The sequence below is a fragment of the Sphingopyxis sp. GW821-FHT02C12 genome, assembly GCF_059421785.1.
This window is the reverse complement of sequence record NZ_JBWKVQ010000001.1, coordinates 1,355,845-1,381,387: the sequence shown is the minus strand read 5'-3', so window position 1 is coordinate 1,381,387 and position 25,543 is coordinate 1,355,845. Positions and strand designations below refer to the sequence as shown.

The following is a 25,543-nucleotide window of genomic DNA, read 5'->3' as shown; positions in this document are numbered from 1 at the left end:
GATCAGGCCAGCCCGGAACTGATGCCGAGTTGCACCAGATAGGACATCACCGGTCCGCGGATGATGATCAGCAGGATCAGCACGACCATCGGGGTCAGGTCGATGCCGCCGAAATCGGGCATGATGCGGCGGATCGGGCGATAGAGCGGCTCGGTGATCCGTTCGAGGACGTACCAGAGCTGGCGCACGAATTCATTGTGGGTGTTGATGACGTTGAAGGCGAGCAGCCACGACATCACCGCCTGGACGATGATGATCCACCACAGGATGTTGAGAAGGATCGACAGGATCTCGAGGAACATGAAATACAAGGGATAGTCTCCGGGGGAGCCGCGCGGGCCCCCGTCTTAGCGATGAATCAGCGTGCCTGCACCCCGGGCGGTGAAAATTTCGAGCAGCATCGCGTGCGGCACCCGCCCGTCGAGGATGACCGCCGCCTCGACCCCGGCATCGACAGCCGCGACGCAGGTTTCGACCTTCGGGATCATCCCGCCGGTGATCGTCTCGTCCGCCTTCAGCGCCTCGATCGCGACGCGGTCGAGGTCGGTGAGCAGATTCTTGTCCTTGTCGAGCACCCCGGCAACGTCGGTGAGCAGGAAGAAGCGCTTGGCACCCAACGCCCCGGCGATCGCGCCCGCCATGGTGTCTGCGTTGATGTTGTAGGTCGCGCCATCGGCGCCGAGCGCCACCGGGGCGACGATGGGGATGAAATTGTCCTTGGTCAGGTTCTGCAGGATCGTCGGATCGACTGCGACGGGCTCGCCGACGAAACCCAGGTCGACATGGCGCTCGATTCCCGAATTGGGGTCGGGTTCGGTGCGCTTGACCTTTTCGGCGAGCACGAGATTGGCGTCCTTGCCCGAAATGCCGACCGCCCGGCCGCCGAGGGCGGCGATCCAGCTGACGATTTCCTTGTTGATCTTGCCCGCGAGGACCATTTCGGCGACCTCGGCGGTCGCGGCGTCGGTGACGCGCAGGCCACCGACGAAGGTCGATTCGATCCCGAGCTGCTTGAGCATCGCGCCGATCTGCGGCCCGCCGCCATGGACGACCACCGGGTTGATCCCGACCGCCTTGAGCAGCACGACATCTTCGGCGAAATCACGCTGCGCCTCGGCATCGCCCATCGCATGGCCGCCATATTTGATCACGAAGGTCTGGCCAGCATAGCGCTGCAGATAGGGCAAGGCCTCGACGAGCGTTTCGGCTTTCGCGAGCATCGCGGGGTCGGGGGCGTGGCTCATGCGGTGGGCTTGCTATCGAGATTGCGACCCAGCGCAACGAGGCCGGTGATCACGAAGGGGATGACGAGGATCGACAGCGTGACCTTGGCCAGCATCTGCCCGCCCATCAGGTTCGCGATGGGAAAAACCCCCGAAAAAGCGATAGTGACGAACAGCAACGTGTCGACGATCTGGCTGAGCGCGCTGGCGATCGCGCCGCGGATCGCGAGCCACGTCGACCCCGTTCCAGCGCCTTCACGGCCGCGCAGACGGCTGAAGATCGTGACGTTCAGGAACTGCGACGTGCCATAGGCAACGATGCCCGCCGCCATCAGCCGCGGACTCTGCCCAAGCACCGTTTCAAAAGCGGCCAGCCGCGCGGGGTCCATTTCGGGCGACGCCGGTAGCGACAACACCAGCGCGGTGAGCAGGATCGACAGCACGAGTGGCACGAAGCCCCACAGCACCAGCCGGTTCGCCACAGTCTGCCCATGAAGTTCAGATACGCTGCTCGACAGGGCGACGAGCAGCAGGAAGGGGAAAATTCCCGCCTCGACCGCCAGCCAGTCGCCGAGCGCGACCTGCTTGTTGCCCAGCACACCGGCGAGCACGACCATGCCGCCATAGATGATGGTGAAGAGGAAGAGCGAGGGCGAGAGCGTGCGCGGCAACGCCGTCGAAGAAGTGTCGGTCATCGGCGCGCGATAGTCGGTTTTGAGGGCGCTGGAAAGATGCCGGTCAATCGGGCGGATTATGCTTGGCAAGAAAGGCCTCGATCGACGTCAGCAAGGTGGTCCGGTCGGCCTCGCGGGTGAAATAATGGTCGGCGAGCGGGATCGAGACGAATTCGACCGATTTGCCCGCCTTGCTCATTGCGCTGTACATCTTGGCCGACTGGACATGGTCGACGGTGACATCCTTCTTGCCATGGACCAGCAACAGCGGCGTCTTGATCCGGTCGATTGCGTTGATCGGCGACACGGCGGCGAAATCGGGGGTCATCTTCTGCCACTGGTCGCGATAGAGGCGCGAGCGGACCTTGCCGCCGAAATCATTGACCTCGCGCCGCAGGTTTGACACGCCGTTGATCGACACGGCGCAGCGATATTGATCGGGATCCTTGGCGATCCCCCACATCGCCGCATATCCGCCGTAGGAGGCGCCGACGATGCAGACGCGCTTTGGGTCGGCGATCCCCTCGGCGACCGCCCAGCGCACGCCGTCGGTGACATCGTCCTGCATCGCGAAGCCGAGCTGGCCTTGCCCGGCCTTCAGGAAGGTCTCGCCATAGCCGGTCGAACCGCGGAAATTGGGCTGGAGCACCGCATAGCCGCGCTCGGCGAGGAACTGCGCCCAATAGTCGTAACTCAGCGTGTCGTGCGACCAGGGGCCGCCGTGCGGCATGACGATGAAGGGCAGTTTCTCTTTCGCGCGACCGCGCGGCATCGTCAGCACGCCCTCGATCTCCAGCCCGTCGCGCGCCTTGTACTGGACGAGCTTCGAACGCGACAACCGCCTGCCGCCGATCGCCTCGTTCACCGACGCCAGTTTCGACAGGTCGCCCGCGGCGGAATCGAAATAATAGAAGAGCCCCGGATTGTCGGGAGTACTGATCCGCACCAGCAGCTTCGTCAGGTCGCGGCTATAGCTTTCGATGCGGACCTTCGACTGCGGCGATGCCGCGTCCAGCTCCTTCTGGTGCGTCGCCATCACGGGGTCGATCCACTGGATCGGTTTCGCATCGTCGGAGGTGTAGAAGCCGATCAGCCGCGACCCGTCGGGCGACCGGATCGCGCCCTCGATATCGGCGCCGTCGACCTGATGCGCAATCCGTAGCTGCTTGCCCGTCGCCAGATCGGTTTCGGCGATCACCGTGCGCCCGTCGGGGGCATCGGCATAGACCAGCCCATTGTCGGTGCCGGGAACGAAGACGAAGGGAACCGACAGCCGCTCCTCGTCACGCAGCGAGGCGCTGTCGATCGTGCGGAACAGCGACTTGCCGTCGCCGCGATAGAGCAAGGTCGATTTGGTCGTCTGGTCGCGATAGCCGATGCCGTAGCGGACCCGTCCGAGATGGTCGGCGCCCCACTCGAGGACGCTGCCCCGCGCAGTGACCTCGGTCTTCCTGCGGCCGGTAGCGACATCGACGCGGTAGACGGCAGGCCAGAAATCCTCGCCTTCATAGATGGAATTCTGCCCGGCCACGAGGATTTCGGTGCTGCCGTCGGTCGGAATCCAGACAACGCTCGATGCATCCTGTCCCTTGAGATCCCAGAGCAGGCGGGTCGGCTTGCCAGTGGTGCGGTTGATGCTGATCAGGCGCGAGATGTACCAATTGTCCGTCTCGACCGGCAGCAGCGCCCGCAGGCCGACGATGATATTGTCGTCGCCGACCCATTGCAGCCAGTCGATCTCGGTCAGGTCGGGCACGCCGACAAACATCGCCTGGCTGGCGTCGCCACCGATCGGAATGATGCCAATGCGCTGTTCGCCCTTGATCGCGAACAATCCCGCGAGGTGCCGACCATCGGGCGAAAGTTCGGCGCTTTCGATAAAGGGCAGGCGCGCGAAGGTCGCGGTCGGCAGCGGCTCGATCGGTTTTGCGGCAGACGCGGGAACCGCGGCACTACCCCCGTCCTGAGCCAGAACCGACGGCGAAACGGCGAGCAGAACCATCGCCATCATCGAACGAAACATGCGACCCCCCAAGACAATAGCCGCATGTCTATAAAGGAAATTCACCCGCGCCAAGCGTCATCGCTGCGGCAGGCTGTGATCGCCGCCCCTTGCCCCCGCCGCCCAGCCCGCTAGACAGGCGCAATAAACTTGCGGGGGACGCATCAACATTATGGAACGCCTGATCGGTCTGCTCGGCATCGTCGCACTGCTTGCGATCGCCGTGCTGTTTTCGTCGAACCGCCGCTGGATTCGCCCGCGCGTCGTCGTCCCCGCCTTCCTGCTCCAGGCCGGTTTTGCGCTGCTCGTGCTCGGCACGCCATGGGGCCGCGCGATCATCGGCGCGATGTCGACCGGGGTGTCGAACCTGCTGAGCTATGCCGACGAGGGCACCAAATTCCTGTTCGGCGAGGTGCTGACCCAGCCGCCCTATGGCAAGGCGGTGTTCGCGATCGGCGCGCTGCCCGTGATCGTCTTCTTCGCGTCGCTGATCTCGGTCCTTTATTATCTGGGCGTGATGCAACAGATCATCAAATGGGTCGGCGGCGGCATCCAGAAGATCACCGGGGTGACCAAGGTCGAAAGCCTGGGCGCGGCGGCGAATATCTTCGTCGGGCAGAGCGAAAGCCCGCTCGTCATCCGTCCCTATCTCGCCGGGCTGACCCCGTCGCAGCTGTTCACGATCATGACCGTCGGCATGGCGGGTGTCGCGGGCACCATCCTCGGCGCCTATGCCGGCATGATCGGCGAGCATCTGCTCCCCTATCTGCTCGCCGCGAGCTTCATGTCGGCGCCGGGCGGCATTTTAATGGCCAAGATCATCATGCCCGACGATCCCAAGGATATCGGCATCGAACCGATCGTCATGCCCGAGGCGAGCCACGACGAGGAAAAGCCGGCGAACATCATCATGGCGGCGGCGCAGGGTGCGCAGACCGGCGTGAAACTCGCGGTCGCGGTCGGCGCGATGGTGCTCGCCTTCGTCGCGCTGGTCGCGCTCGCCAATGGGCTGCTCGCCGGGATCGGCGGCTGGTTCCATATCGACGGCCTGTCGTTCCAGTCGATCATCGGCCAGATCTTCCGCCCCGTGATGTGGCTGATGGGCGTGCCCTGGTCCGAATCGGATGCCGTCGGCGCGCTGTTCGGCAGCAAGATCGTGCTCAACGAATTCGTCGCCTTCATCGATCTCGGCAATATGCAAAAGGCCGGCGGGTTGTCGCCGGCGTCGATCGCCATCGGCACCTTTGCGCTGTGCGGTTTCGCCAATTTCAGCTCGATCGCGATCCAGATGGCGGTGACCGGCAGCCTGGCCCCGAACCAGCGCCCGATGATCGCCAAGCTGGGGCTAAAGGCGCTGCTGGCGGGTAGCCTGTCGAACCTGATGTCGGCGGCGCTCGCTGGCCTGATCCTGAGCGTCACGCCGCCGCTGACCACGCCGGAACCCGTACCGGCCGCGCCGGTGACGGCCCCCGCGGCGACGCCGGCACCGGAGGTCGCGCCGGCCCCCGCCGCCAAACCCTGATTTCGTGAGTAACGATGCAGGCTTAGCACCGCTCTGGCAGCGATGATGTTTGCGCGGCCTTTTCCCATGCTGTAATCTCGGCCTCGAACGAATCTCCGGGTCGCAGTCACAGCAGGGGAGAACGTATGAAAGCCGTGCATCGTCTGTCCATCATCGGCGCCGTCGCGGCGGCGCTGACCGGGGGGCTGCTCGCCACCTCGACCGCGCAAACCCCCGAAGAACGGCTCTATCGCCCGCCCGAGGCGACCATCTATCGCGATGCGGCCTATCGCGGCCCGGCGGTGTTCATCGGCGAGGCGAAGACCGATCTCGGCCTCGCCTGGCCGGTCAATTCGATCCGCGTCGCCAGCGGCCGCTGGGAGCTGTGCGAAAAGACACGCTATCGGGGCAATTGCCGCACCGTCGACCGCGATACGCCGATGCTGGGCAGCGTGCTGCGCGGGATGACCGTCCAGTCGATCCGCCCGGTCGGCGGAGGCGGCTGGAACCCGAATCCGCCCGCGAACGACCAGAGCGCCCGCGGCAGTTTCGCCGAATTCCATACCCAGCCATCGACGAACGGCTATCGCGTCCTCGCCTGCGCCAACGGGTCGGCGACCGCCGCCTGCGCCGCGCGCGCCGCCGACACCTGGTGCCGCTCGATCGGGTGGAACGGGTCGGCACGCGAGCATATGGAAACCATCAATCGCCGCGAATATCTGGCCGACGTGCTCTGCGTCCGCTCGGGTTATTGAAGGGGAAAGCCATGAAACGGACAATCATCCTGCTGGCCGCAGCCGGGACTGCGCTCGGCGGTTGCGCCTCGGTCCCGCGCCAGACCGGCACCAGCTATGCCTGCAGCGGCGGCACCCGGCTCAACGTCAACTATACCGGCAATGGCGCGATCGTGCGCGTCAACGGGATGCGGACGCTGGTGCTGAAACAGACGCCGTCGACCGGCGGGTCGGTCTATGAAAACAAGACCGGGGCGCGGCTCGCGCGCAACGGCAACGAGGTGACCTGGAACACCGCGGTGCGCAGCGCGGCCGAACGCTGCCAGGTCGTGATGACTCCGCTATAGGGTCATCGCGCCAAAGGCAGCGCGGACCTCAGCGGCGAACAGATCGGGCTGCTCCCATGCAGCGAAATGGCCGCCGCGGTCGAGTTCGTTCCAGTAGACGATATTCTTGTAGCGGCCCTCGGCCCAGCGCCGCGACAGGCGCATGATTTCGAGCGGGAACAGACTACACCCGGTCGGGACATGGATTTCGCCGAAGCCGAATTGCGCGAAGCTGTGCCAATAAAGCCGCGCCGACGAGGCGGCGCTGTTTGTCAACCAATAGAGGCTGACGGTGTCGAGCATCGCGTCCTTGCTGAGCGCCTTTTCGGGATGACCGCCGATCGACTGGCCGCCGGGCTGGTGACCGCAGTCGGTCCAGCCGTGGCATTTTTCGACGATCCAGCACATCTGCCCGACCGGCGAATCGGCGAGGCCGTAACCGACCGTCTGCGGCCGGGTTGCATGCTGGGTCGAATAGCCGTTGTCCTTGGTCCGGTACCATTGGAAGCGCGCGAGATAGGCCTTCTCGTCGTCGGTGAGGTCGGCCATCGTGGCGGGGTCAGGCTGGCCGACGATCATGTTGACGTGGATGCCGGCGCAATGATCGGCGTGATTGCCGCCGATCGCGCAGGTCACCGCGCTGCCCCAGTCGCCGCCCTGCGCGAAATAGCGGGTGTAACCTAGCGCGACCATCAGCGCGTCCCACGCCGCCGCGATATGTTCGACGCTCCATTTGGCTTCGCCGGGCTTGCCCGAAAAGCCGTAGCCGGGGAGCGACGGGATGACGAGATGATAGTCGGCCGATAGCGGTTCGACGACGTCGAGGAACTCGATCACCGACCCCGGCCAGCCATGGGTCAGCACGAGCGGGCGCGCGGCGGGATTGGTCGAGCGGATATGGAGATAATGGATGTCGAGGCCGTCGATCTCGACCAGATAATTGGGCCAGGCGTTGAGCCGCGCCTCGACATTGCGCCAATCATATTCGTCGCGCCAATAGGCCGCGAGGTCCTGCGCATAGGCGAGCGGCACGCCCTGGTCCCAGTCGTCGACCGTTTCCTTTTCGGGCCAGCGCGCGTTCGCGAGCCGCGCCTTGAGGTCGTCGAGCGCCGATTGCGGCACGTCGATCGTGAACGGACGGATGGTGCCGACCTGCATGATTTTCTCTCCCCCTCTTGCCCCCGGTTTCGGGCTTATGGCCGCGCCGGCGCCTTGCAGCCGCGCTCGAGTCCGACGCCTTTCAGAAAGCCGCGACGCACCGTTCCGGCATAGACCGCCGCCGCATAGCGCCGCCGTTCGGCGTTGGCGCCGGTGACCTCGCCGATGAGACCGCGAAACGGAATGATCGATCCCGCCACATTACCCGCGACGCGGCCGGCGGTCTGCTCGCGCTTCTTGGCCCGGCTCTCGTCGACCTGTTCGTTGACATCGGGGCCGAGTACCGCATCGAGTTCGGTGATTTCCTGAACGATCGCCGCGCATTTGCCCATGCCCGCGAGCGAATAGGGCGCTCCCTGAATCGCCAGCAATTTTTCCGGGACTTCCTTGCCGTCGAACGGCTCGGTCACCGAATTGGCGGTATCCTTGATCGTCGAATCCTCGGGCGCGCCTTTCTGGGCGTGCGCCGACGGCGCGAAGACGAGACCGGAAAGGGCGAGGAGGACTAAGGATTTCCGTTGCATATCAGGCTCCTGCTATGACGCACCATTAGTCCGCTAACGCCTCAAACGACATTCGGCTCCCGACCCGTTATTGCGCGACGCACCAGGCCGCGTCCAGCCGCAACAAGGACGGTCCCGGAGGCTCAGCGCGTCGGAACCGGCGCCTCGCCGGTCCAGTCGTAGAAACCGCGCCCGGCCTTTTTGCCGACCCAGCCCGCCTCGACATATTGGACGAGCAAAGGCGCCGGGCGGAATTTGGGGTCGCCGGTACCGCTCTGCAGCACGCGAATGATTTCGAGGCAGGTGTCGAGGCCGATGAAGTCGGCAAGCGTGATCGGCCCCATCGGATGGTTGAGGCCGAGACGGCAGCCGGCGTCGATGTCCTGCATCGTCGCGACACCCTCACCGAGCGCAAAAATGGCTTCATTGATCAGCGGCATCAGCACGCGGTTGACGATGAAGCCCGGCGCGTCGTTGGCGTGGACGATTTCCTTGCCAAGCCCGCGGCCATAGGCCTCGACCGTGGCGAGCGTGTCGTCGCTGGTCGCGAGGCCGCGGATCAGTTCGATCAGCCCCATGACGGGGACCGGGTTGAAGAAATGCACCCCGATGAAACGCGCCGGGTCGGGCGCCGCCTGCGCGAGGCGAGTGATCGGGATCGAGCTGGTGTTGCTGGCGAGGATCGCGGTGGCGGAGAGATGCGGACCGACGCTGGCGAAGATCGCGCGCTTGATCTCCTCGCGCTCGGTCGCCGCCTCGATCACGAGGTCGGCGGGGGCGAAAGCGCCATGATCGGCGACCGGGGTGATGCGGGCGAGCAGCGCGTCGGCGTCGCCCTGGCTCATCTTTTCCTTGGTGACGAGGCGACCGAGGCCCTTGGCGATGCCCGCCTTGCCCGCTTCGGCGCGCGCGAGGTCGATGTCGGAGAGCAGTACGTCATGGCCAGCGCCCGCCGAAACCTGCGCGATGCCCGCGCCCATCTGGCCCGCGCCGATAACACCTACGATCATGATCCGCCCTTTCGCTGAAAATATGCGCGTGCCCTACGGCTTCGGGCTGGCGCGTCAAGGGATGGAGCGTCAGGGGGCCGAGCGGAAGGCGGTCGCTTCGGCAAGGATCAGGGCAAAGGCGGGATCGGCATCGTCCCACGTCGCGACGGGGGTCCAGCCGCTGGCGCGGAGCAGCAGGTTCGCGTCGCGGGCTCCGTATTTATGGCTGTTCTCGCTGTGGATCGTCTCGCCCTTCGCCATATGATAACGGCGGCCGTCGACGGTGAAGTCCATGTCGCAGGCGGCGACGAGGTGCATTTCGATCCGCGCATGGACGTCGTCCCAGACGGCGCGGTGGAGGAAATTGTCGACCGGGATCGTGCCGCCGAGTTCGCGGTTGATGCGGGTGAGCAGGTTGAGGTTGAACGCCGCGGTCACCCCCGCCGGATCGTCATAAGCGCGTTCAAGGACCGCGATATCCTTGATCCGGTCGATACCGATCAGCAGCAGCGAGCCGTCGCCGAGCGCCTCGCGCCAGTTGCGGAGCAGGTCGATCGCGGTGCGCGCGACCATGTTGCCGATCGTCGAGCCGGGAAAGAACCCCAGCTTTGGCAGCGGGCAGATTTCGCGCGGCAAGGCGACGCGCTGGGTGAAATCGGCCTCGACCGGATAGATGGCGAGCCCCGGGAAGCGCGCGGCGAGCGCGTCCGAACTTTCGCGCAGGAAATCGCCCGAAATATCGACCGGGACATAGGCCGCGGGCCGGATCGCTTCGAGCAGCAGCGGCGTCTTGGTCGAGCTGCCCGATCCCAATTCGACCACCGCGCGGTCGGGGCCGATCGCCGCCGCCATTTCGCCGGCATGGCGTTTGAGCAGGTCGGTCTCGCTGCGGGTCGGATAATATTCGGGGAGCGTCGTGATATCCTCGAACAACGCCGATCCCGTCGCGTCGTAGAACCAGCGCGCAGGCACCGCCTTTTGCGCCTGCGACAGGCCCGCATGGACGTCGGCGCGAAAGGCGATATCGATCCCGGCGGCATCGGCATCGACCTGGCGGAGATTGCGAACGACACCCATGTCAGAGATCCTTGGCTAGCCGCACGCCGGTGAACTGCCAGCGCTGGTGGGGGTAGAAGAAATTGCGGTAGGAGGCGCGCAGATGGCCGCGCGGGGTCGCGACGCTGCCGCCGCGCAAGACGAACTGGCCGCTCATGAACTTGCCATTATATTCGCCGACCGCGCCGGGCGCGGCGCGGAAGCCGGGATAGGGGCGATAGGCGCTGCCGGTCCATTCCCACACGCTGCCGAACATCTGTTGCAGGCCGATGTCAGCGGCGGGTCCGGCGGATGGCTGGACGGGCCCGGCGCCGTCGAGCTGGTCGCCCGATGCGGGGTCGAGCACCGCGGCGGCGGCCTCCCACTCGATTTCGGTCGGCAGCCGCGCACCGGCCCAGCTGGCGAAAGCGTCGGCCTCGAAAAAGCTGATATGGGTGACGGGCGCGTGCGGGTCGATATCGCGCCAGCCCGAAAGCGTGAACTGCCGCCCGTCGCGCCAGTAGGCGGGCGCCTCGACATCCTCGCGCTGCACCCACGCCCAGCCGTCGCTGAGCCAGAGCGACGCGGTGTGATAGCCGCCGTCGGCGATAAATTGTTGCCATTCGCCATTGGTGACGGGGCGGCTGGCCAACGCGTGCGGGGTGAGAAGCGCCGAAAACTGCGGAACTTCACAGTCGAATGCAAAATCGTCGCCGCCGTGACCGACCGAAACCACGCCCTCGGCACCCTTCACCCAGCGGATCGCGCCGGCGTCGCCCGATGCGGCAGAAGGCGCAGAAAACTGCGCAACTTCATTCGCGATTGCACTTTTTTCCCATGCGGCGGGGCCGAGCGGGTTTTGCGCGAAAAGATGCTTCAGGTCGGTGAGCAGCAATTCCTGATGCTGTTGTTCGTGATGGAGGCCGAGTTCGACCAGCGCCAGCGCGGCGCGCGGCAGGTCGGGCAGCGCGCTCTGCACCGCGGTGTCGACATGGGCGCGCCAGACGCGGATTTCGTCGAGCGACGGACGCGTCAGCAGCCCGCGCTGCGGCCGCGCGTGGCGCGGCCCCTCGGCGTCATAATAGCTGTTGAAAAGAAAGGGGTAGCGCGCGTCGAACAAGGCATAGCCCGGCACATGGTCGCGCAGCACGAAGGTTTCGAAGAACCAGCTCGTATGCGCGAGGTGCCATTTGGCGGGCGACGCGTCGGGCATCGACTGCGCGCTGGCGTCGGCGTCGGACAGCGTCGCGACGAGATCGAGCGACAGGCGGCGCGTCGCGGCGAATCGCCGTGTCAGCGCCAGCGCGTCGTCGGTGCCGGCGGTGAGGGGCAATGCATCTGTCTGGCTGGCCATAAGTGGATAATCCCCCGAGGTCCGATTCGGTTTCGCGGTGGAGGGGAATATGGTTACGAGGCGGCGGCTTGTCTAGAACATTTAGGGAACGACATGCTCGTCGTTCGAAGCGTGCTTACGCAGCAACGCCGGAAGGATTCGCGCGGAGGCGCAGAGATCGCAGAGACAAGATGTTCACGCGGAGGCGCGGAGACAAAAGATTGGCGGCTTCGCCGCCCGTTCTTCACTTTCTCTGCGATCTCTGCGCCTCTGCGCGCATCGATATTGTTCGCTGTCAGCGCGTCGCGCCGGGCTTCCAGAGGATGTCACCGCCGGCCGCGGCGTTGAGGTGGCGCGTCAGCACGAACAGATGGTCCGAGAGGCGGTTGAGATAGGTGAGCGCGAGCGGGTTGAGGTCGCGGGTCGCCCCCGCGGCAACGGCCGCGCGTTCGGCGCGGCGCGCGATGGCGCGCGCGAGGTGGAGGCGTGCCGCCGCCTCGGTGCCGCCGGGCAGGATGAAGCTCTTGAGCGCGCCGAGATGCTCGTTCATCGCGTCGATCTCGTCCTCGAGCCGCGCGATTTGCGTGGGCACGATGCGCAGCGCCATCGCGTGCGGACCGAAACCGAACTGGATATCGGCGGGGGTTGCGAGGTCGGCGCCGAGGTCGAACAGCTCGTTCTGGATGCGCGACAGCATCGCGGCTTCGTCGCTGGCGGCATCAAGCGCGGCGGCGGCGATGCCGACCGCACTGTTCGCTTCGTCGACGTCGCCGATCGCCGCCATCAGCGCGTCGGACTTGGCGATGCGCGAACCGTCGACGAGCCCGGTGGTGCCGTCGTCGCCGGTGCGCGTGTAGATCTTGTTGAGCTTGACCATCGGACGCGGGCGCGGACGCCTATTGCCCCGCGGCGAGCAGGCCGATCAGCACGATCAGGATGATCGTGATCGCCTGCCACTTCACGCGCGACATCATCATCTTGTTCTGCATGACCTGATTCTCGTGCGCCGTGCCGTCCATCGCGGCGCGGTGGCCTTGCGAGAAATAGAAGAGCCCGCGCGCGAGCGAGAAGAGGACGAAGCCGGCCGCCACAACGACGCCGAGGATGAGCAGGATGGACATGCCGTCTATCTAGGGCATTTGCAGCGAATAGCCAGTGGGAAGCCGTCCACCGAGCAGATCGGCGGCGAGCGCGTGTCCGTCGGCGCCGTCGGCGCGCAGCGTCGCGAGCGTCGCCGCGGCGTCGCGCTTCGCCAGCCGTTTGCCGTCGGGGCCGCAGACGAGCGCGTGGTGGCGATAGAGCGGGGTCGGCAGGCCGAGCAGCGCCTGGAGCAGCCGGTGGACGTCGGTCGCGGCGATCAGATCGGCGCCGCGGACGATGTGCGTCACCCCCATCATCGCGTCGTCGACGGTGCTGGCGAGATGGTAGCTGGCGGGGGCATCCTTGCGCGCAAGCACGACATCGCCATGTGCGCGGGAGTCGGCCAGCCGGGGGCCTTTCCCCTGCTCTTCCCAATGAAGTTCGCCCGCGACATCGGCGGCTTTCGCCATGTCGAGCCGCCAGCAATGCGGTTCGCTGGCGCGGCTTGCCCGTTCGGCTTCGGTCAGGTGGCGGCAGGTGCCGGGGTAGATCGCTCCGGATGGCCCGTGCGGCGCCGCGAGGCTCGCGGCGATATCGGCGCGGGTGCAGAAGCAGGGGTAGAGGAGATCGCGGGCGACCAGATCGTCGAGCGCCGCCCGATAGGCCCCGAGCCTTTCCGACTGGCGCAGCGGTGCGCCGTCCCAGGCGAGGCCGAGCCAGGCGAGGTCGGCGAGCGACGCCGCGACATAGGCCTCGCGCGAGCGGCTGCCGTCGATATCGTCGATGCGGATATGGAAGGCGCCGCCGGCGCGCCGCGCGGCGTCGAACGCGAGGACGGCGCTATAGGCGTGGCCAAGGTGAAGCTCGCCGGTCGGGCTGGGGGCGAAACGGGTCAGCATGGTTTAAACCGGATTTTCCACATCATGTGGGACTCTCGGGGAAACCTTCCCATATGTTGCGGACGATGCCCCCTTGACGTCAGATTCTGATACGTCATGTAATGACCTTGTCACTTGAGGAAGGCAGTGGCGCGCCAACCCGAGAAGCAAAGGGGGCTGCGTTACCAAGCCATGTTCCATCCCGATCTTGCCCGGCATCCCGATAGTTGCCCCGCGCTTGTTTTGAACGCCGACTATACGCCGCTCAGCTATTACCCGCTCAGCCTGTGGCCGTGGCAGACCGCGGTCAAGGCGGTGTTTCTCGACCGCGTGACGATCGTCGAAAATTACGAGCGCGAAATCCATTCGCCGACGCGGACGATGCCGATCCCGAGCGTCATCGCGCTGCGGCAATATGTGAAGCCGTCGCAGCATCCGGCGTTCACGCGCTTCAACCTGTTCCTGCGCGACCGCTTCGCGTGCCAATATTGCGGGTCGGGCAAGGATCTGACCTTCGATCATGTCGTCCCGCGCCGCCTCGGCGGGCGCACGACGTGGGAGAATGTCACCACCGCCTGCGCGCCGTGCAATCTGAAGAAGGGCGGGCGCACCCCGCAACAGGCGCATATGCCGATCCACCGCCAGCCCTGGCGCCCGACGTCGTGGCAGCTGCAGGACAATGGCCGCTGTTTCCCGCCGAACTATCTGCACACGAGCTGGATCGACTGGCTGTACTGGGACGTCGAACTCGAAGGATGACGGGAACATAACGAAGCGGACAGCGTAGGTTCAGCGGGGCGGCGCTAGCGGGCCGCATCGATCGAAAACAGGAGAAACCTCATGGCGCGCTTCACCCGCAACCTCGCGCTCGCCCTCGCCGCCCTGCCGCTCGCCGCCTGCGCGACGATCATGCCGTCCGAACAGCCGGTGTCGGTCACCGGCAGCATCACCTATCGCGAGCGCATGGCGCTGCCGCCGACCGCGCAGGTCGAGGTCACGCTCGCCGACGTCAGCCTGATGGACGCACCGTCGAAGACGATCGCGCAGCAGTCGTTCACCGCCGACGGCCGGCAGGTGCCCTTCGCTTTCTCGCTGACGGTCGACGAGCGCCGCCTCGACCCGCGCGGCCGCTATTCGGTCTCGGCGCGGATCACCGACGCCTCGGGCAGGCTGATGTTCATCACCGACACGCACAATGGCGTGACCTTCGACGGCCGGCCGCGGATCGACCTGGGAACGCTGGTGCTGGTGAAAACGCGCTGAGCGAAAGCCCGCGCGTCAGCGCGGTGCGGCCGCAATCGACTGATCGACGGCGAGCACCGCGGCCTCGCCCACCTCGCGCACAGCGATGGCGCGCATGTCGCGGGTTTGTATCACGAGCGCCGGCTGCGTTATCTGCGAATAGACGATCCGGGCGTCCACCGCGGGATCGGCTTCGGCCATCGCCGCTTCCTCGCTGAGGGCCGCACTCGCGATATAGGCATTAAGCGGGTTGGGCTTGGCGTCGGCCGTCACCGTGGCCTGAAGCACGCCCGCCTTGCGCGCGAGTTCGTCGCGTTCGCATTTGTCGATCGCTTGCAGATAGGCAGTTCGGCCCTGGGCGTCGGAGCGGAATTGCGCACGGACGGCCTCCGGAACCACGAGTATTTCGGATGCCGCCATCATGTTACAATAGCGGTCGTGCCGCGCTTTTTGAGCGCGGAGCGGCCAGGAGGCGCAGCTGTTGGCTTCGGTTGCGCGCGACAGCATGAACTGGACCGAAAAGGCGGCCCTGATCGAACTGATCGTGTTGGCGGTATGCGCCTCGAACGGAAGCAGGTTGTTGTTCGAGCAACTGTCGGGCCGATTGCGCGAGAGCTGAATTGTCGCGGGCCGGCTGATCGGCAGCAGCCGTAACTCCAGCGGATAGCTGGTTCCGTCGGCGTAAAGAACTTCGACGGCATAGCGCCGTTCGCCGACCGCCGGCCGCGTCAGCTGGGTCGATGCCTGCTCGACGCCCGCGAGCGCCAGCTGCGTGCCTTCGTTCGGCAGGATGATCTGCTGCGGCCGATCCGTGGCGGGCCAGCCGAACGTCACCGTCACCGGCCCGCCCGGCGTCTGCGCGATCGCTGTGGGACACCATGCGGCGACCGCAGCCAGCAGAGGCATGAATCCCGTAGCGCGTTTCATTCGCTCTCCTCCCGATCGTCTTGCCCTGCGCCGCGTCAGCTCAGCTTCAACCCGACCTGAACCGACAGCACTCCGAGCACCCACGCGATGAACCCGCCCAGCATCAGGTTCGCCGCCTTGCCATAGGCCGTCGCTTCGTCGATTCCCGATGGCGCCCAGTCATAGAGGTGCCGCGCGAGCGTTTCGTCGCCAAGCAACACCAGCATGGTCATCGCCGAGGCGAGCGCGACGACGCACAGGACGACGGTGACCCAGAATATCAGCGGGCGGCGATCGGGGTCGGCGACATAGGCGGCACCGACCGCGAGGATGGCAGCCAGCGCCTTGCCGGTGATTCCGGCACCGCCGTTGGCGACGATCAGATTGAACAGCCAGCCAATGCCATGCTCGCCGGTGATGGTGAACCGCGCCATCGCGATGCAGGACAGCAGCAGCATGAGGCTGCTAGCCCCCAATATCAGCATCAAAATGCCGATTGCCGCATATTCCCGCCGCTCGCCGTCCATGACCCCATCCGCCTTGGAATTCGCCCCGCCAGCATCATGGCGGTTGTGGCGGCCCTTTGTATTGGACGGAAGCGCCAAGCGCAGGCGCTTATTCGACAGATCCCGCATAGCTATGCTCCGCACCACCATGCTTGACCCTGCGCCTTCGCAGGTGCAGCATCCGCACTCATGGGGCCTCCGATCCAGATCTCGCAAAATCCCGACATCCGCTATCTGGGGCGGATATTGGGCGACGTCATTCGCGCCTATGGCGGCGAGAAATTGTATCGACAGACCGAATATATCCGCTCGGTCAGCGTCGACCGGCACCGCGGGATCGACGGGGCCGAGGCGATCGACACCGGGCTCGATGCGCTCAGCCTCGACGACACGATCGCCTTTGTCCGCGGTTTCATGCTCTTCTCGATGCTCGCCAACCTTGCCGAGGACCGGCAAGGGATCGCGGCCGAGCCCGAGGCGACGGTCGCGGCGGCGCTGGCGCGACTGAAGGACGGCGGGATCGATAGCGACGCGGTCGCGCAGTTGATGAGCGCCGCGCTGGTCGCGCCGGTGCTGACCGCGCACCCGACCGAGGTGCGACGCAAGTCGATGCTCGACCACAAGAACCGCATCGCCGAACTGATGCTGCTGCGCGATGCGGGCGCCGAGGAGACCGCCGAGGGCGATATCGTCGAGGACGCGATCCGCCGCCAGATCGTGCTGTTGTGGCAGACACGGCCGCTGCGCACCGAGAAATTGTTCGTCGCCGACGAGATCGACAATGCGCTGACTTACCTGCGCGACGTGTTTCTGCCGGTGCTGCCCAAACTTTATGCGCGCTGGGAGAAGGAGCTGGGGCAGCGTCCCGCGAGTTTCCTGCGCGTCGGCAGCTGGATCGGCGGCGACCGCGACGGCAATCCCTTCGTCACCGCAGGGACGCTGCGCGAAGCGACCGCGCGCAACGCCGCCGCGGTGCTCGGCCATTATAGCGACGCGGTCCACGCGCTCGGCGCCGAACTGTCGGTGTCGGCGGGACTTGCCCCCGTGCCCGAAGCGGTCGAGGCGCTGGCCGAGACGAGCGGCGACACCGCGCCGAGCCGCCGCGACGAACCCTATCGCCGCGCGCTGTCGGGAATTTATGCCCGGCTCTGCGCGACCTTCACCGCGATCACCGGCAAGCCCGCGCTGCGCCCGTCGGCGCTGACCGGCGAACCCTATGCCACCCCCGGCGATTTCCGCCGCGATCTTGTCACGCTGGCGGACGGGCTGGAGGCGAGCGGCGAAGGCCAGCTGGGCGGGATCGGCGCGCTGGGGCGGCTGATCCGCGCGGTCGAAGTCTTCGGCTTCCACCTCGCGACGCTCGACATGCGGCAGAACAGCGCGGTCCACGAACGCGTGCTCGGCGAAGTGCTGCGCGTCGCGGGGGTGTGCGACGATTATGCGGCGCTCGATGAAGAGGCGCGCGTTGCGCTGCTCACCGCCGAGCTGGCGAGCGACCGGCCGCTCGCGGCGTCGTGGCACGAGTGGAGCGAGGAGACCGAAAGCGAACTGGCGATCGTCCGCGCCGCCGCCGATGTCCGCGCGCGGCTGGGTCCCGATGCGATCTGCCAGTGGATCATCAGCATGGCGCAGACCTTGTCGGACCTGCTCGAAGTCCATGTGCTGGCGCGCGAAGCCGGGCTGTGGCGGAGCGGCGAAGCGGCGGGCAAGAGCAATTTGATGGTCGTGCCGCTGTTCGAGACGATCGCCGACCTCGACAAGGCGCCGGCGATCATGGCGCGATACTTCGCGATGCCCGAAATCGGCCCGCAAGTGGCTCTGCGCGGGCATCAGGAAGTGATGATCGGCTATTCGGATTCGAACAAGGACGGCGGCTATCTGACCTCGACCTGGGGGCTGCACCAGGCGTCGCAGGCTTTGACCCCGGTCTTCGCCGCCGCTGGACCCTCGATGCAATTGTTCCACGGCCGCGGCGGCGCGGTCGGGCGCGGCGGCGGCAGTGCCTTTGCCGCGATCCGCGCCCAGCCTGCCGGCACGGTGCAGGGGCGCATCCGCATCACCGAACAGGGCGAGGTGATCGGCGCGAAATATGGCACGACGGACAGCGCGGCGACCAACCTCGAATCGATGGTGTCGGCGAGCCTGCTCGCCAGCCTCGAGCCCGAGATATTGGGAGCGGCCGACTGCGTGCGCTTTACCGCCGCGATGGACGCGGTGTCGGACGGCGCCTTCGCCGCCTATCGCGGGCTGGTCTACGACACCCCGACCTTCAAGGATTTCTTTCGCGCGATGACCCCGATCGCCGAGATCGCGACGCTGAAGATCGGGTCGCGGCCGTCGAGCCGCACCAAGTCGACCGCGATCGAGGATTTGCGCGCGATCCCCTGGGTGTTCAGCTGGGCGCAGGCGCGCGTCATGCTGCCCGGCTGGTACGGGACGGGCGAGGCGTTTTCGGGGTTCGCCGACAAGGTGCTGCTCAAGGATATGGCGGCGAGCTGGCCCTTCTTTGGTGCGCTGCTCGGCAATATGGAGATGGTGCTCGCGAAATCCGACATGGGGATCGCGGCGCATTATGCGGGGCTGGCGAGCCATATCGACGGGCACGACGCGATCTTCGGGCGGATCAAGGACGGCTGGAACCGCGCGCACGACGGCCTGCTCGAAATTACCGGCCAGACGCGGTTGCTTGAGAAGAATCCGGCGCTCGAGGCGTCGATCCGGTTGCGGCTGCCGTATATCGAGCCGCTCAACCTGCTCCAGATCGAGCTGATGAAGCGCCACCGCGCGGCCGAGACCGATGCCCGGATCGCCGAGGGCATCCAGCTGACGATCAACGCGATCGCGACGGCGCTCAGGAATAGCGGTTAGGCTTTAGAACCTTCGTCATTGCGAGCGTAGCGAAGCAATCCAGAGTAGGAGTAAACCGCTCTGGATTGCCGCGTCGCCCCGGATCAAGTCCGGGACTCCTCGCAATGACGCGGCATGGTAACGCGCACCCTATTTCGAAACGATCCGCACCTCGCCCTTGGCGTTCGCGCCGTCAGGGGCGAAGGCGACGGTGAAGGCGTCGCCGTCCTTGTCCGTGCCCGCGAGCGTGTCGCCGGTGCGGCTGACCTTGATCGATTTTTTCGCGAATTCACCCGCCATCCAGTCGGCCGCCTTCGCCGGGGTCGCGGGCGAGGTGAAGCCGAACTTCACCACCGCGTCATTGGCGCCATTCTTGTCATTGGCGTTGATGTCCATCGTGGTGATCTGGCTGCCCGGGAACAGCTTCACCCCATCGATGTCGAAATCGCTGTTGATGTCGAGGTCGGCGATATCGGGGATGTCGAGGTCGATATTGACCCCGGTGCCGTCGATCTTGAGCTTGCCGCCGTCCTTGCCCGAGGTGATGTGGACCGCGCCGCCGTCGCCGTCGGCGTTGATCGTCAGTTCGGGCGAATTCTTCGGCTTTTCGTCCTGCCCGCAGGCGGCGAGGAGCATCATCGGGGGAATGAGGAACGCGAAACGCATGGGCCATCTCCTTGGTGCATTAGTTATATAATACACCAAGGTTCGGGGTGAGTCAATTTCCTCTCATTTCGTCACCCCGGACTTGATCCGGGGCCTGCCTTATTCTTGCAGGAAAAAGGCGGGTGCCGGGTCAAGCCCGGCATGACGATAAGAAGATCAGGCGTCGATGCTCGTGCCGACATTGCCATGGACCAGCCCGCCGTCGACGGTGATCGTGTCGCCGACGACATAGTCGCCCGCCTTCGAGGCGAGGAAGATCGCAGCGCCCGCCATATCCTCGGGCACGCCGATGCGCTTGACCGGGATGCTCTGCGCCACCGCGTCGCCATGGTCGCGCGCGGCCTTGTTCATGTCCGACTGGAAGGCGCCGGGGGCGATCGCGGTGACGAGGATATGATCCGAAACCAGCCGCGCCGCGAGGCGCTTGGTGAGGTAGAGGATCGCCGCCTTCGACGCATGATAGCTGTAAGTTTCCCAGGGGTTGAGCCGCTGGCCGTCGATCGAGCCGATGTTGATGACCTTCGAGGGCCGCGCCGCGGTGCCGCCGGCCTTGAGCAGCCCGTGGAGCCCCTGCGTCAGGAAGAAGGGCGATTTGACGTTGATGTCCATCACCTTGTCCCAGCCCGCCTCGGGGAAACCCTCGAAGGGTTCGCCCCAGGCCGCGCCGGCATTGTTGACGAGGATGTCGAGGCGTTCCTCGCGCGCTTCGAGTTCCTTGGCGAGCGCGCGGCAGCCCTCGACGGTCGAGAGGTCCACCGGAAGCCCGATGACCTTGCCCGGATAGCGCGTCTCGAAATCGGCGACGGCTTCCTCGATCTGCGCACTCTTGCGCGCCGAGATATAGACGCGCGCGGCGCCAGCGGCGAGATAGCCCTCGACGATCATCTTGCCGATGCCGCGCGAGCCGCCGGTGACGAGCGCGATGCGGCCGTCGAGGCCGAACATGTCCTGGAGATTCATTGTCTCATCCTTTTGCTCCCTCCCCTTCAGGAGAGGGTTGGGGTGGGGCCTGTGGGCTCGATGCCCTCCCCGCTGCGACTAGCGAACGAGTTCGCAAGTCTCGCTGCCCCTCCCGCTTGCGGGAGGGGTGAGATCAGTAGCCGTTCATCCGCGCCACCTGGTCGATGTGGTAATGCACATCGCCCATATACTCCGCCAAAGCGCGGTCGCGTTTCATGTAGAGGCCGATGTCATATTCGTCGGTCATGCCGATGCCGCCGTGCATCTGGACGCCCTCGCGTACCGCGAGGTTGGCGGCGCGGCCGGCCTTGGCCTTGGCGACCGAGACCATCAGCCTGGCGCCCTCGCTGCCCTGATCGAGCAGTTCCTGCGCCTTCATCACCGTGGCGCGCGCGACTTCCATCTCGCCATAGAGGTGCGCGGCGCGGTGCTGGAGTCCCTGGAACTCGCCGATCAGCTTGCCGAACTGCTTGCGTTCCTTGAGGTAGGTGACGGTCATATCCATCGCCCCCTGCCCGACGCCGACCATTTCGGCGGCGGCACCGGTGCGGGTCGCGGCAAGCAGCGCGTCGAGGATGTCGCCGCCGGCATCGACCTCACCGATCACCGCGTCGGCATCGAGTTCGACACCGTCGAGCGTGACATGGCTGGCGAGGCTCGAGTCGACGAGGCGGCGCGGATCGACGGTGACGCCCTTGGCATCCTTGGGCACCGCGAACAGCGTGATGCCGCCGTCGGTCTTCGCCGCGACGATGCTCATGTCGGCGACATGGCCGTGGAGGACGAAGCTTTTCTTGCCGTCGAGGCGGAAGCCGTTGCCCGAGCGCGTCGCGCTGGTCGCGATGCGGTCGGGGCGGTGCTTGGCGCCCTCGTCGATCGCGAGTGCGATGATCGCTTCGCCGCTGGCGATCGCGGGGAGCCAGCGCTCGGCCTGCGTGCCGCCGGCCTTCGCCAGCGCGGCGACCGCGCCGACGCTCGTCGACAGGAAGGGCGACGGGGTCAGGTTGCGGCCGATTTCCTCGAGCACGATGCCCGCCTCCATATGCCCCATGCCGAGCCCGCCATGCGCCTCGGGAACGAGCATGCCGGGCAGGCCCATGTCGGTGAACTGCGCCCAGAGGTCGCGCGAAAAGCCGGTGGCGTCGGCGGTATCGCGCAGCTTGCGCAGGTGCGAAACCGGCGCCTGTTCGGCGACGAAGGGCGCGACGCTGTCCTTGAGCATCGCCTGGTCTTCATTGTGATACAAAGGCATGGGTCAGGCTCCGGGCAGGTCGAGGATACGCTTGGCGATGACGTTGAGCATGACTTCGCTCGTCCCGCCTTCGATCGAATTGGCCTTGGTACGCAGCCAGCCGCGCGCGCGCGCGCCGCCCTTGGTCTCTTCGCTGTCCCATTCGAGCGCTTCGCTGCCACCCCCCGACATGACGAGTTCGTGGCGGCGCTTGTTGAGCTCGGTCCCGACATATTTCATCATGTTCGACGAGGCGGGATGCGCGCGGCCGGTCTTCCACATGTCCATGAAGCGCTCGCCCATTGCGCGATAGGCAAAGACATCGACGTCGAACGCCGCCATTTCGGCGCGCAGGATCGGGTCGTCGAGTTCGCCCGCGGCATTCTTGCCGAAGGCCTTGGCAAAGGCGCCGCCGATGCTGACCATGTCGCCGCCGGCGCCGCCGCCCGAGATCATCTCGCGTTCGTGGCCGAGCAGATATTTGGCGACGTCCCAGCCGCGGTTGATCTCGCCGATGAACTGCGTCTTCGGCACCTCGACATCGTCGAAGAAGGTTTCGCAGAAAGGGCTGTTGCCCGAGATCAGCAGGATCGGCTTCGTCGTGACGCCCTTGCTCGCCATGTCGAAGAGCATGAAGGTGATGCCCTGATATTTGTTCGCCTTGTCGGTGCGGACGAGGCAGAAAATCCAGTCGGCCTTGTCGGCATAGCTCGTCCAGATCTTCGACCCATTGACGACCCAATGATCGCCCTTGTCTTCGCCGAAGGTCTGCAGACTGACGAGGTCGCTGCCCGAGCCGGGTTCGGAATAGCCCTGGCACCAGCGGATTTCGCCGCGCGCGATCGGGTTCAGATACTCGACCTTCTGCTCTTCGGTGCCGAATTGCAGCAGCGCGGGGCCGAGCATCCAGATGCCGAAGCTGTCGAGCGGCGAGCGCGCATGGATGCGCTTCATTTCCTGTTTGAAGACCTTGGTCTGCTCGGGCGTCAGCCCGGCGCCGCCATAGGGTTTGGGCCAGTCGGGGACGGTGTAGCCTTTGGAAACACAGGCATCGAGCCATTGCTTCTGCGCCGCGTTCTTGAACTTGAAGTTGCGCCCGCCCCAGCAGACGTCATCCTCGTCACGGATCGGTTCGCGCATTTCGGCGGGGCAGTTCGCCTCCAGCCATTCCCGCACGTCGGTGCGGAAAGCGTCCAGTTCGCTCATCCTTCGGGCTCCTCTTCTGCCGCCAAATCTACGTCCGCTTCGCTAGTTTACGCAAGCGTCAACTTGGGACCCGCGACCTGCCGTTACGGCACCGTAGCGTCCGATTGCCGGGCGTTGACGCGCCTTTCCACGCGCCTAAGCTTAGGTCGCAAAATAAAACGGGAGCAGGATATGCGATTCGCAGGCAAGGTCGCCGTCGTCACCGGCGCAGCATCGGGCATCGGCAAGGCTGCGGTGCTGAAACTCGCCGGCGAGGGCGCACATGTCTTCGCCGCCGACATCGACGAAAAGGGCGGACAAGCGCTGGCCGAACAGTCGAACGGCAAGATCGATTTCGTCCGCTGCGACGTCACGCAACCCTCGGACATCGAAGCGCTGATGGATGCCGCCGCCGCGAAGGCGGGCGGCATCGACATCGTGTTCAACAACGCCGCCGCGGGCGGCGATCGCGCGCCGATCGACGAAATCACCCCCGAGGGCTGGGACCGCACGATGGACCTGGTGCTGAAATCGGTGGCGATGGGGATTCGCTACGCCAGCCCGCATATGAAGGGCCGCAAGGGCGCGGCGATCGTCAACACCGCCAGCGTCGCAGCGCTCGGCGCGGGCTATTCGCCGACCGCCTATGCCGTGGCGAAGGCGGGCGTGCTCCACCTGACCAAGGTCGCGGCGACCGACCTCGCGCGCTATGGCATCCGCGTCAACGCGATCTGTCCGGGCTTCATCAACACCAATATCTTCACCGCCTCGCTCGACGTGCCCGACGCGATGAAGAGCGAGGCCAATGCGATCATCGCAGGGATGAGTGCGCAGGCGCAGCCCGTCGCGCGCGGCGGCCAGCCCGAGGATATCGCAAACGCGGTCGCCTATCTGGCGAGCGAGGAATCGAGCTTCATGACCGGCACCCATATGCTCGTCGACGGCGGGCTGACGATCGGTCAGCGCCACGCCTGGGACCCCGAAGCGCCCGGGATGTTCGACGCCCTGACAGCGATGGAGGAGGCGGCGAAGGCGGGAGCACCCGCGTGAGCGCAACGGCGAGCGCGCTACCGCCCTCCGGAAAGCTGCCCCTGCACATCAAGCTCGGCAACGGCTTCGGGTCGATTGCCTATGGCGTGAAGGACAATGGCTTCGCCACCCTCCTCATGCTGCTCTACAATCAGGTTCTCGGGCTCGATGCGCGGATCGTCGGGCTTATCTTGCTGCTCGCGCTGTTCATGGATGCGATCATCGACCCGATGGTCGGTTACTGGAGCGACAAGACGCACAGCCGCTGGGGCAAGAGGCACCCGTGGATGTATGCGGCGATCCTGCCGATGGCGTTCGCCTGGATCATGCTGTGGCACCCGCCGTCGCTCGATCAGCAGTGGCTCTATGGCTATCTGCTGCTTTTCGCCTTCCTGATGCGCGCCGCGGTGTCCTGTTATGAAATCCCCGCGCTGTCGGTCGTCCCGGCGCTGACCAGCGATTATGACGAAAGGACCTCGCTGACGCGCTGGCGCTTCGTCTTCGGCTGGGCCGGCGGGCTCGTCATGCTGACGCTGGCCTTCGGTTTTTTCCTTGTCCCGAGCGAAAAATACCCCGTCGGCCAGCTCAATCTCGATGGCTATCAGCTCTATGGCTGGACCGGCGCGGTGCTGATGATCCTTGCGACCAGCGTGTCGGCCTTGACCACCCACCGCCGCCTCGCCCACCCCGACGCGGCGCCGCCGACGCACCTGCCGCTGGGACAGACGCTGCGCAAGATCAAGACCATCCTGTCGAACAAGGCTTTCCTTGTGTTGCTTGGCAGCTCGGTCTTCGCCTTCGTCAACCAGGGCCTGACCTTTTCGATCACCGCCTATCTCCTCACTTATTATTGGCTGATGCCGCAGGCGGGCTTCATCGCCTATTCGGCGACACTCTTCGTCGGCGTGGTCGGCGCCTTCCTCGTCGTCGGGCTGCTCCAGAAACGGATGGAGAAGCGAACCGGCGCGGTGGCGGCGGGCGTGCTCGCGCTGTGTTTCGGGGTTTCCCCCTATCTGCTGCGCTTCATCGGCCTGTTCCCCGACAATGGCGCATCGGCGCTGATCCCGACGCTGTTCGCGCTGATCACCATCTCGAACGCCTTTTCGGTCGCGTCGATGATGCTCGCCCAGTCGATGGCATCGGACATCGTCGAGGCGTCGCAGGAAAAAACAGGTGAGCGGTCCGAAGGCATTTTCTTCTCGGCCTATTTCTTCGTCCAGAAATGCGCGACCGGCATCGGCCTGTTCCTGACCGGGCAGATCATCGGGGCGGCGAATTTTCCGGCCAAGGCGACGCCGGGTCAGGTCGACCAGTCGATCCTCGACAATCTGGCGGTCTATTTCCTGGCCGTGCTTGTCCTCTTCGCCATCGCCAGCATCTGGTTCATCTCGCGATTCCCGATTTCGCGTGCCGATCATGAAGCCCGTGTCGCGGCGATGGCAGAAGCGGCGGAAGCGGCAAGACCACATCCGTAACGGAAAAGTTCGCGGCGCGGCGAAAGGGTGTAATTTTCAGGCCGCAGGGCTTGGCAAGCG

General features: G+C 65.6%; 26 protein-coding genes. 8 read left to right on the top strand and 18 right to left on the bottom strand.

Annotated elements, in window-relative coordinates:
• Nucleotides 1–2: 2 nt before the first annotated feature.
• Genes AC07U1_RS06475 through AC07U1_RS06460 form a run of 4 tightly spaced genes read right to left on the bottom strand, consistent with a single transcriptional unit; the run spans nucleotide 3 to nucleotide 3,920 of the window.
• Complete coding sequence (locus AC07U1_RS06475) at nucleotides 3–302, bottom strand: YggT family protein (RefSeq protein ID WP_056342910.1); 300 nt, start codon at nucleotides 300–302, stop codon at nucleotides 3–5.
• Between the two features lie 45 nt (nucleotides 303–347).
• Nucleotides 348–1,244 carry an acetylglutamate kinase gene (gene argB / locus AC07U1_RS06470; protein WP_056342298.1) on the bottom strand — a complete coding sequence of 299 codons (897 nt, stop codon included), beginning with the start codon at nucleotides 1,242–1,244 and terminating at the stop codon, nucleotides 348–350.
• Nucleotides 1,241–1,918 carry a queuosine precursor transporter gene (locus AC07U1_RS06465; protein ID WP_495177092.1) on the bottom strand — a complete coding sequence of 226 codons (678 nt, stop codon included), beginning with the start codon at nucleotides 1,916–1,918 and terminating at the stop codon, nucleotides 1,241–1,243. The genes argB and AC07U1_RS06465 overlap by 4 nt, the downstream gene beginning before the upstream one ends.
• Before the next feature lie 43 nt (nucleotides 1,919–1,961).
• Nucleotides 1,962–3,920: an alpha/beta hydrolase family protein gene (locus AC07U1_RS06460; RefSeq protein WP_495177093.1), complete on the bottom strand. Its 1,959-nt coding sequence runs from the start codon at nucleotides 3,918–3,920 to the stop codon at nucleotides 1,962–1,964.
• A 151-nt stretch (nucleotides 3,921–4,071) separates the two neighbouring features.
• Between AC07U1_RS06460 and AC07U1_RS06455 the strand changes: the two genes are divergently transcribed.
• The 3 genes from AC07U1_RS06455 to AC07U1_RS06445 all read left to right on the top strand — a co-directional run bounded on the left by AC07U1_RS06455 (nucleotide 4,072) and on the right by AC07U1_RS06445 (nucleotide 6,481).
• Nucleotides 4,072–5,421 carry a NupC/NupG family nucleoside CNT transporter gene (locus AC07U1_RS06455; protein WP_495177094.1) on the top strand — a complete coding sequence of 450 codons (1,350 nt, stop codon included), beginning with the start codon at nucleotides 4,072–4,074 and terminating at the stop codon, nucleotides 5,419–5,421.
• 125 nt (nucleotides 5,422–5,546) lie between these two features.
• Complete coding sequence (locus tag AC07U1_RS06450; RefSeq protein ID WP_495177095.1) at nucleotides 5,547–6,155, top strand: beta/gamma crystallin-related protein; 609 nt, start codon at nucleotides 5,547–5,549, stop codon at nucleotides 6,153–6,155.
• A gap of 11 nt (nucleotides 6,156–6,166) precedes the next feature.
• Nucleotides 6,167–6,481: an MliC family protein gene (locus tag AC07U1_RS06445; protein ID WP_187139181.1), complete on the top strand. Its 315-nt coding sequence runs from the start codon at nucleotides 6,167–6,169 to the stop codon at nucleotides 6,479–6,481.
• Here the strand turns inward: AC07U1_RS06445 and AC07U1_RS06440 are convergent.
• The 8 genes from AC07U1_RS06440 to gluQRS all read right to left on the bottom strand — a co-directional run bounded on the left by AC07U1_RS06440 (nucleotide 6,476) and on the right by gluQRS (nucleotide 13,457).
• A complete protein-coding gene (locus AC07U1_RS06440) occupies nucleotides 6,476–7,618 on the bottom strand; it encodes an epoxide hydrolase family protein (RefSeq protein WP_495177096.1) in 1,143 nt (380 codons plus the stop codon). The genes AC07U1_RS06445 and AC07U1_RS06440 overlap by 6 nt on opposite strands.
• Nucleotides 7,619–7,653: 35 nt before the next feature.
• The gene (locus tag AC07U1_RS06435; RefSeq protein WP_187139183.1) at nucleotides 7,654–8,142 is read right to left on the bottom strand and encodes a hypothetical protein; all 489 of its coding nucleotides are present in this window, start codon (nucleotides 8,140–8,142) and stop codon (nucleotides 7,654–7,656) included.
• 122 nt (nucleotides 8,143–8,264) lie between these two features.
• Nucleotides 8,265–9,131 (bottom strand): 3-hydroxyacyl-CoA dehydrogenase NAD-binding domain-containing protein, encoded by an 867-nt coding sequence (locus AC07U1_RS06430; protein WP_495177097.1) that lies wholly within the window; start codon nucleotides 9,129–9,131, stop codon nucleotides 8,265–8,267.
• A 69-nt stretch (nucleotides 9,132–9,200) separates the two neighbouring features.
• The gene (gene egtD / locus AC07U1_RS06425) at nucleotides 9,201–10,187 is read right to left on the bottom strand and encodes an L-histidine N(alpha)-methyltransferase (protein ID WP_495177098.1); all 987 of its coding nucleotides are present in this window, start codon (nucleotides 10,185–10,187) and stop codon (nucleotides 9,201–9,203) included.
• A 1-nt stretch (nucleotide 10,188) separates the two neighbouring features.
• Nucleotides 10,189–11,499, bottom strand: a complete 1,311-nt coding sequence (egtB, locus tag AC07U1_RS06420; RefSeq protein ID WP_495177099.1) for an ergothioneine biosynthesis protein EgtB — start codon at nucleotides 11,497–11,499, stop codon at nucleotides 10,189–10,191.
• A 274-nt stretch (nucleotides 11,500–11,773) separates the two neighbouring features.
• Nucleotides 11,774–12,355, bottom strand: a complete 582-nt coding sequence (locus AC07U1_RS06415) for a cob(I)yrinic acid a,c-diamide adenosyltransferase (RefSeq protein ID WP_495177100.1) — start codon at nucleotides 12,353–12,355, stop codon at nucleotides 11,774–11,776.
• Nucleotides 12,356–12,374: 19 nt separating this feature from the next.
• A complete protein-coding gene (locus tag AC07U1_RS06410; RefSeq protein WP_056342260.1) occupies nucleotides 12,375–12,599 on the bottom strand; it encodes an HIG1 domain-containing protein in 225 nt (74 codons plus the stop codon).
• Nucleotides 12,600–12,608: 9 nt separating this feature from the next.
• On the bottom strand, nucleotides 12,609–13,457 hold the full coding sequence (gene gluQRS / locus AC07U1_RS06405; RefSeq protein WP_495177101.1) for a tRNA glutamyl-Q(34) synthetase GluQRS: 849 nt from the start codon (nucleotides 13,455–13,457) through the stop codon (nucleotides 12,609–12,611).
• 171 nt (nucleotides 13,458–13,628) lie between these two features.
• On the opposite strand from gluQRS, the gene AC07U1_RS06400 reads away from it, so the two are divergent.
• Both AC07U1_RS06400 and AC07U1_RS06395 read left to right on the top strand, forming a co-directional pair.
• Nucleotides 13,629–14,195 (top strand): HNH endonuclease, encoded by a 567-nt coding sequence (locus AC07U1_RS06400; RefSeq protein WP_056342256.1) that lies wholly within the window; start codon nucleotides 13,629–13,631, stop codon nucleotides 14,193–14,195.
• 81 nt (nucleotides 14,196–14,276) lie between these two features.
• On the top strand, nucleotides 14,277–14,699 hold the full coding sequence (locus AC07U1_RS06395) for a YbaY family lipoprotein (RefSeq protein ID WP_492737842.1): 423 nt from the start codon (nucleotides 14,277–14,279) through the stop codon (nucleotides 14,697–14,699).
• 15 nt (nucleotides 14,700–14,714) lie between these two features.
• On the opposite strand, the gene AC07U1_RS06390 is transcribed toward AC07U1_RS06395, so the two are convergent.
• Together AC07U1_RS06390 and AC07U1_RS06385 are read right to left on the bottom strand one after the other, a co-directional pair.
• Nucleotides 14,715–15,605, bottom strand: coding sequence for a hypothetical protein (locus tag AC07U1_RS06390; protein WP_495177102.1), 891 nt, complete (start codon nucleotides 15,603–15,605; stop codon nucleotides 14,715–14,717).
• A 35-nt stretch (nucleotides 15,606–15,640) separates the two neighbouring features.
• On the bottom strand, nucleotides 15,641–16,111 hold the full coding sequence (locus AC07U1_RS06385) for a hypothetical protein (protein ID WP_495177103.1): 471 nt from the start codon (nucleotides 16,109–16,111) through the stop codon (nucleotides 15,641–15,643).
• Nucleotides 16,112–16,279: 168 nt separating this feature from the next.
• Here AC07U1_RS06385 and ppc point away from each other — a divergent pair, with 168 nt between their 5' ends.
• Complete coding sequence (gene ppc, locus AC07U1_RS06380) at nucleotides 16,280–18,958, top strand: phosphoenolpyruvate carboxylase (protein WP_495177104.1); 2,679 nt, start codon at nucleotides 16,280–16,282, stop codon at nucleotides 18,956–18,958.
• Between the two features lie 129 nt (nucleotides 18,959–19,087).
• Here the strand turns inward: ppc and AC07U1_RS06375 are convergent, their stop codons facing one another.
• The 4 genes from AC07U1_RS06375 to AC07U1_RS06360 form a co-directional block, all read right to left on the bottom strand.
• Nucleotides 19,088–19,603: a hypothetical protein gene (locus tag AC07U1_RS06375; RefSeq protein WP_187139193.1), complete on the bottom strand. Its 516-nt coding sequence runs from the start codon at nucleotides 19,601–19,603 to the stop codon at nucleotides 19,088–19,090.
• Nucleotides 19,604–19,759: 156 nt separating this feature from the next.
• Nucleotides 19,760–20,563, bottom strand: a complete 804-nt coding sequence (locus tag AC07U1_RS06370; RefSeq protein ID WP_495177105.1) for an SDR family oxidoreductase — start codon at nucleotides 20,561–20,563, stop codon at nucleotides 19,760–19,762.
• 133 nt (nucleotides 20,564–20,696) lie between these two features.
• Nucleotides 20,697–21,815 (bottom strand): acyl-CoA dehydrogenase family protein, encoded by a 1,119-nt coding sequence (locus AC07U1_RS06365; RefSeq protein ID WP_495177106.1) that lies wholly within the window; start codon nucleotides 21,813–21,815, stop codon nucleotides 20,697–20,699.
• Nucleotides 21,816–21,818: 3 nt separating this feature from the next.
• Complete coding sequence (locus tag AC07U1_RS06360; RefSeq protein ID WP_495177107.1) at nucleotides 21,819–23,000, bottom strand: acyl-CoA dehydrogenase family protein; 1,182 nt, start codon at nucleotides 22,998–23,000, stop codon at nucleotides 21,819–21,821.
• A gap of 171 nt (nucleotides 23,001–23,171) precedes the next feature.
• Here AC07U1_RS06360 and AC07U1_RS06355 point away from each other — a divergent pair, with 171 nt between their 5' ends.
• A complete protein-coding gene (locus AC07U1_RS06355; protein ID WP_056342234.1) occupies nucleotides 23,172–24,029 on the top strand; it encodes an SDR family NAD(P)-dependent oxidoreductase in 858 nt (285 codons plus the stop codon).
• A complete protein-coding gene (locus tag AC07U1_RS06350) occupies nucleotides 24,026–25,483 on the top strand; it encodes an MFS transporter (protein ID WP_495177108.1) in 1,458 nt (485 codons plus the stop codon). Before AC07U1_RS06355 ends, AC07U1_RS06350 begins: the two co-directional genes overlap by 4 nt.
• Nucleotides 25,484–25,543 lie beyond the last annotated feature (60 nt).

What these genes read in the sequence shown, in the direction of transcription:
- AC07U1_RS06365 (WP_495177106.1), bottom strand. Translation starts at nt 21,815, where the DNA reads ATGCCTTTGTATCACAATGAAGACCAGGCGATGCTCAAGGACAGCGTC.
- AC07U1_RS06465 (WP_495177092.1), bottom strand. Translation starts at nt 1,918, where the DNA reads ATGACCGACACTTCTTCGACGGCGTTGCCGCGCACGCTCTCGCCCTCG.
- AC07U1_RS06455 (WP_495177094.1), top strand. Translation starts at nt 4,072, where the DNA reads ATGGAACGCCTGATCGGTCTGCTCGGCATCGTCGCACTGCTTGCGATC.
- AC07U1_RS06400 (WP_056342256.1), top strand. Translation starts at nt 13,629, where the DNA reads ATGTTCCATCCCGATCTTGCCCGGCATCCCGATAGTTGCCCCGCGCTT.
- AC07U1_RS06445 (WP_187139181.1), top strand. Translation starts at nt 6,167, where the DNA reads ATGAAACGGACAATCATCCTGCTGGCCGCAGCCGGGACTGCGCTCGGC.
- AC07U1_RS06410 (WP_056342260.1), bottom strand. Translation starts at nt 12,599, where the DNA reads ATGTCCATCCTGCTCATCCTCGGCGTCGTTGTGGCGGCCGGCTTCGTC.
- argB (WP_056342298.1), bottom strand. Translation starts at nt 1,244, where the DNA reads ATGAGCCACGCCCCCGACCCCGCGATGCTCGCGAAAGCCGAAACGCTC.
- AC07U1_RS06440 (WP_495177096.1), bottom strand. Translation starts at nt 7,618, where the DNA reads ATGCAGGTCGGCACCATCCGTCCGTTCACGATCGACGTGCCGCAATCG.
- gluQRS (WP_495177101.1), bottom strand. Translation starts at nt 13,457, where the DNA reads ATGCTGACCCGTTTCGCCCCCAGCCCGACCGGCGAGCTTCACCTTGGC.
- AC07U1_RS06370 (WP_495177105.1), bottom strand. Translation starts at nt 20,563, where the DNA reads ATGAATCTCCAGGACATGTTCGGCCTCGACGGCCGCATCGCGCTCGTC.
- AC07U1_RS06375 (WP_187139193.1), bottom strand. Translation starts at nt 19,603, where the DNA reads ATGCGTTTCGCGTTCCTCATTCCCCCGATGATGCTCCTCGCCGCCTGC.
- AC07U1_RS06360 (WP_495177107.1), bottom strand. Translation starts at nt 23,000, where the DNA reads ATGAGCGAACTGGACGCTTTCCGCACCGACGTGCGGGAATGGCTGGAG.
- AC07U1_RS06430 (WP_495177097.1), bottom strand. Translation starts at nt 9,131, where the DNA reads ATGATCGTAGGTGTTATCGGCGCGGGCCAGATGGGCGCGGGCATCGCG.
- AC07U1_RS06475 (WP_056342910.1), bottom strand. Translation starts at nt 302, where the DNA reads ATGTTCCTCGAGATCCTGTCGATCCTTCTCAACATCCTGTGGTGGATC.
- AC07U1_RS06395 (WP_492737842.1), top strand. Translation starts at nt 14,277, where the DNA reads ATGGCGCGCTTCACCCGCAACCTCGCGCTCGCCCTCGCCGCCCTGCCG.
- AC07U1_RS06450 (WP_495177095.1), top strand. Translation starts at nt 5,547, where the DNA reads ATGAAAGCCGTGCATCGTCTGTCCATCATCGGCGCCGTCGCGGCGGCG.
- AC07U1_RS06415 (WP_495177100.1), bottom strand. Translation starts at nt 12,355, where the DNA reads ATGGTCAAGCTCAACAAGATCTACACGCGCACCGGCGACGACGGCACC.
- AC07U1_RS06390 (WP_495177102.1), bottom strand. Translation starts at nt 15,605, where the DNA reads ATGAAACGCGCTACGGGATTCATGCCTCTGCTGGCTGCGGTCGCCGCA.
- AC07U1_RS06385 (WP_495177103.1), bottom strand. Translation starts at nt 16,111, where the DNA reads ATGGACGGCGAGCGGCGGGAATATGCGGCAATCGGCATTTTGATGCTG.
- egtB (WP_495177099.1), bottom strand. Translation starts at nt 11,499, where the DNA reads ATGGCCAGCCAGACAGATGCATTGCCCCTCACCGCCGGCACCGACGAC.
- AC07U1_RS06355 (WP_056342234.1), top strand. Translation starts at nt 23,172, where the DNA reads ATGCGATTCGCAGGCAAGGTCGCCGTCGTCACCGGCGCAGCATCGGGC.
- ppc (WP_495177104.1), top strand. Translation starts at nt 16,280, where the DNA reads ATGGGGCCTCCGATCCAGATCTCGCAAAATCCCGACATCCGCTATCTG.
- AC07U1_RS06460 (WP_495177093.1), bottom strand. Translation starts at nt 3,920, where the DNA reads ATGTTTCGTTCGATGATGGCGATGGTTCTGCTCGCCGTTTCGCCGTCG.
- AC07U1_RS06435 (WP_187139183.1), bottom strand. Translation starts at nt 8,142, where the DNA reads ATGCAACGGAAATCCTTAGTCCTCCTCGCCCTTTCCGGTCTCGTCTTC.
- egtD (WP_495177098.1), bottom strand. Translation starts at nt 10,187, where the DNA reads ATGGGTGTCGTTCGCAATCTCCGCCAGGTCGATGCCGATGCCGCCGGG.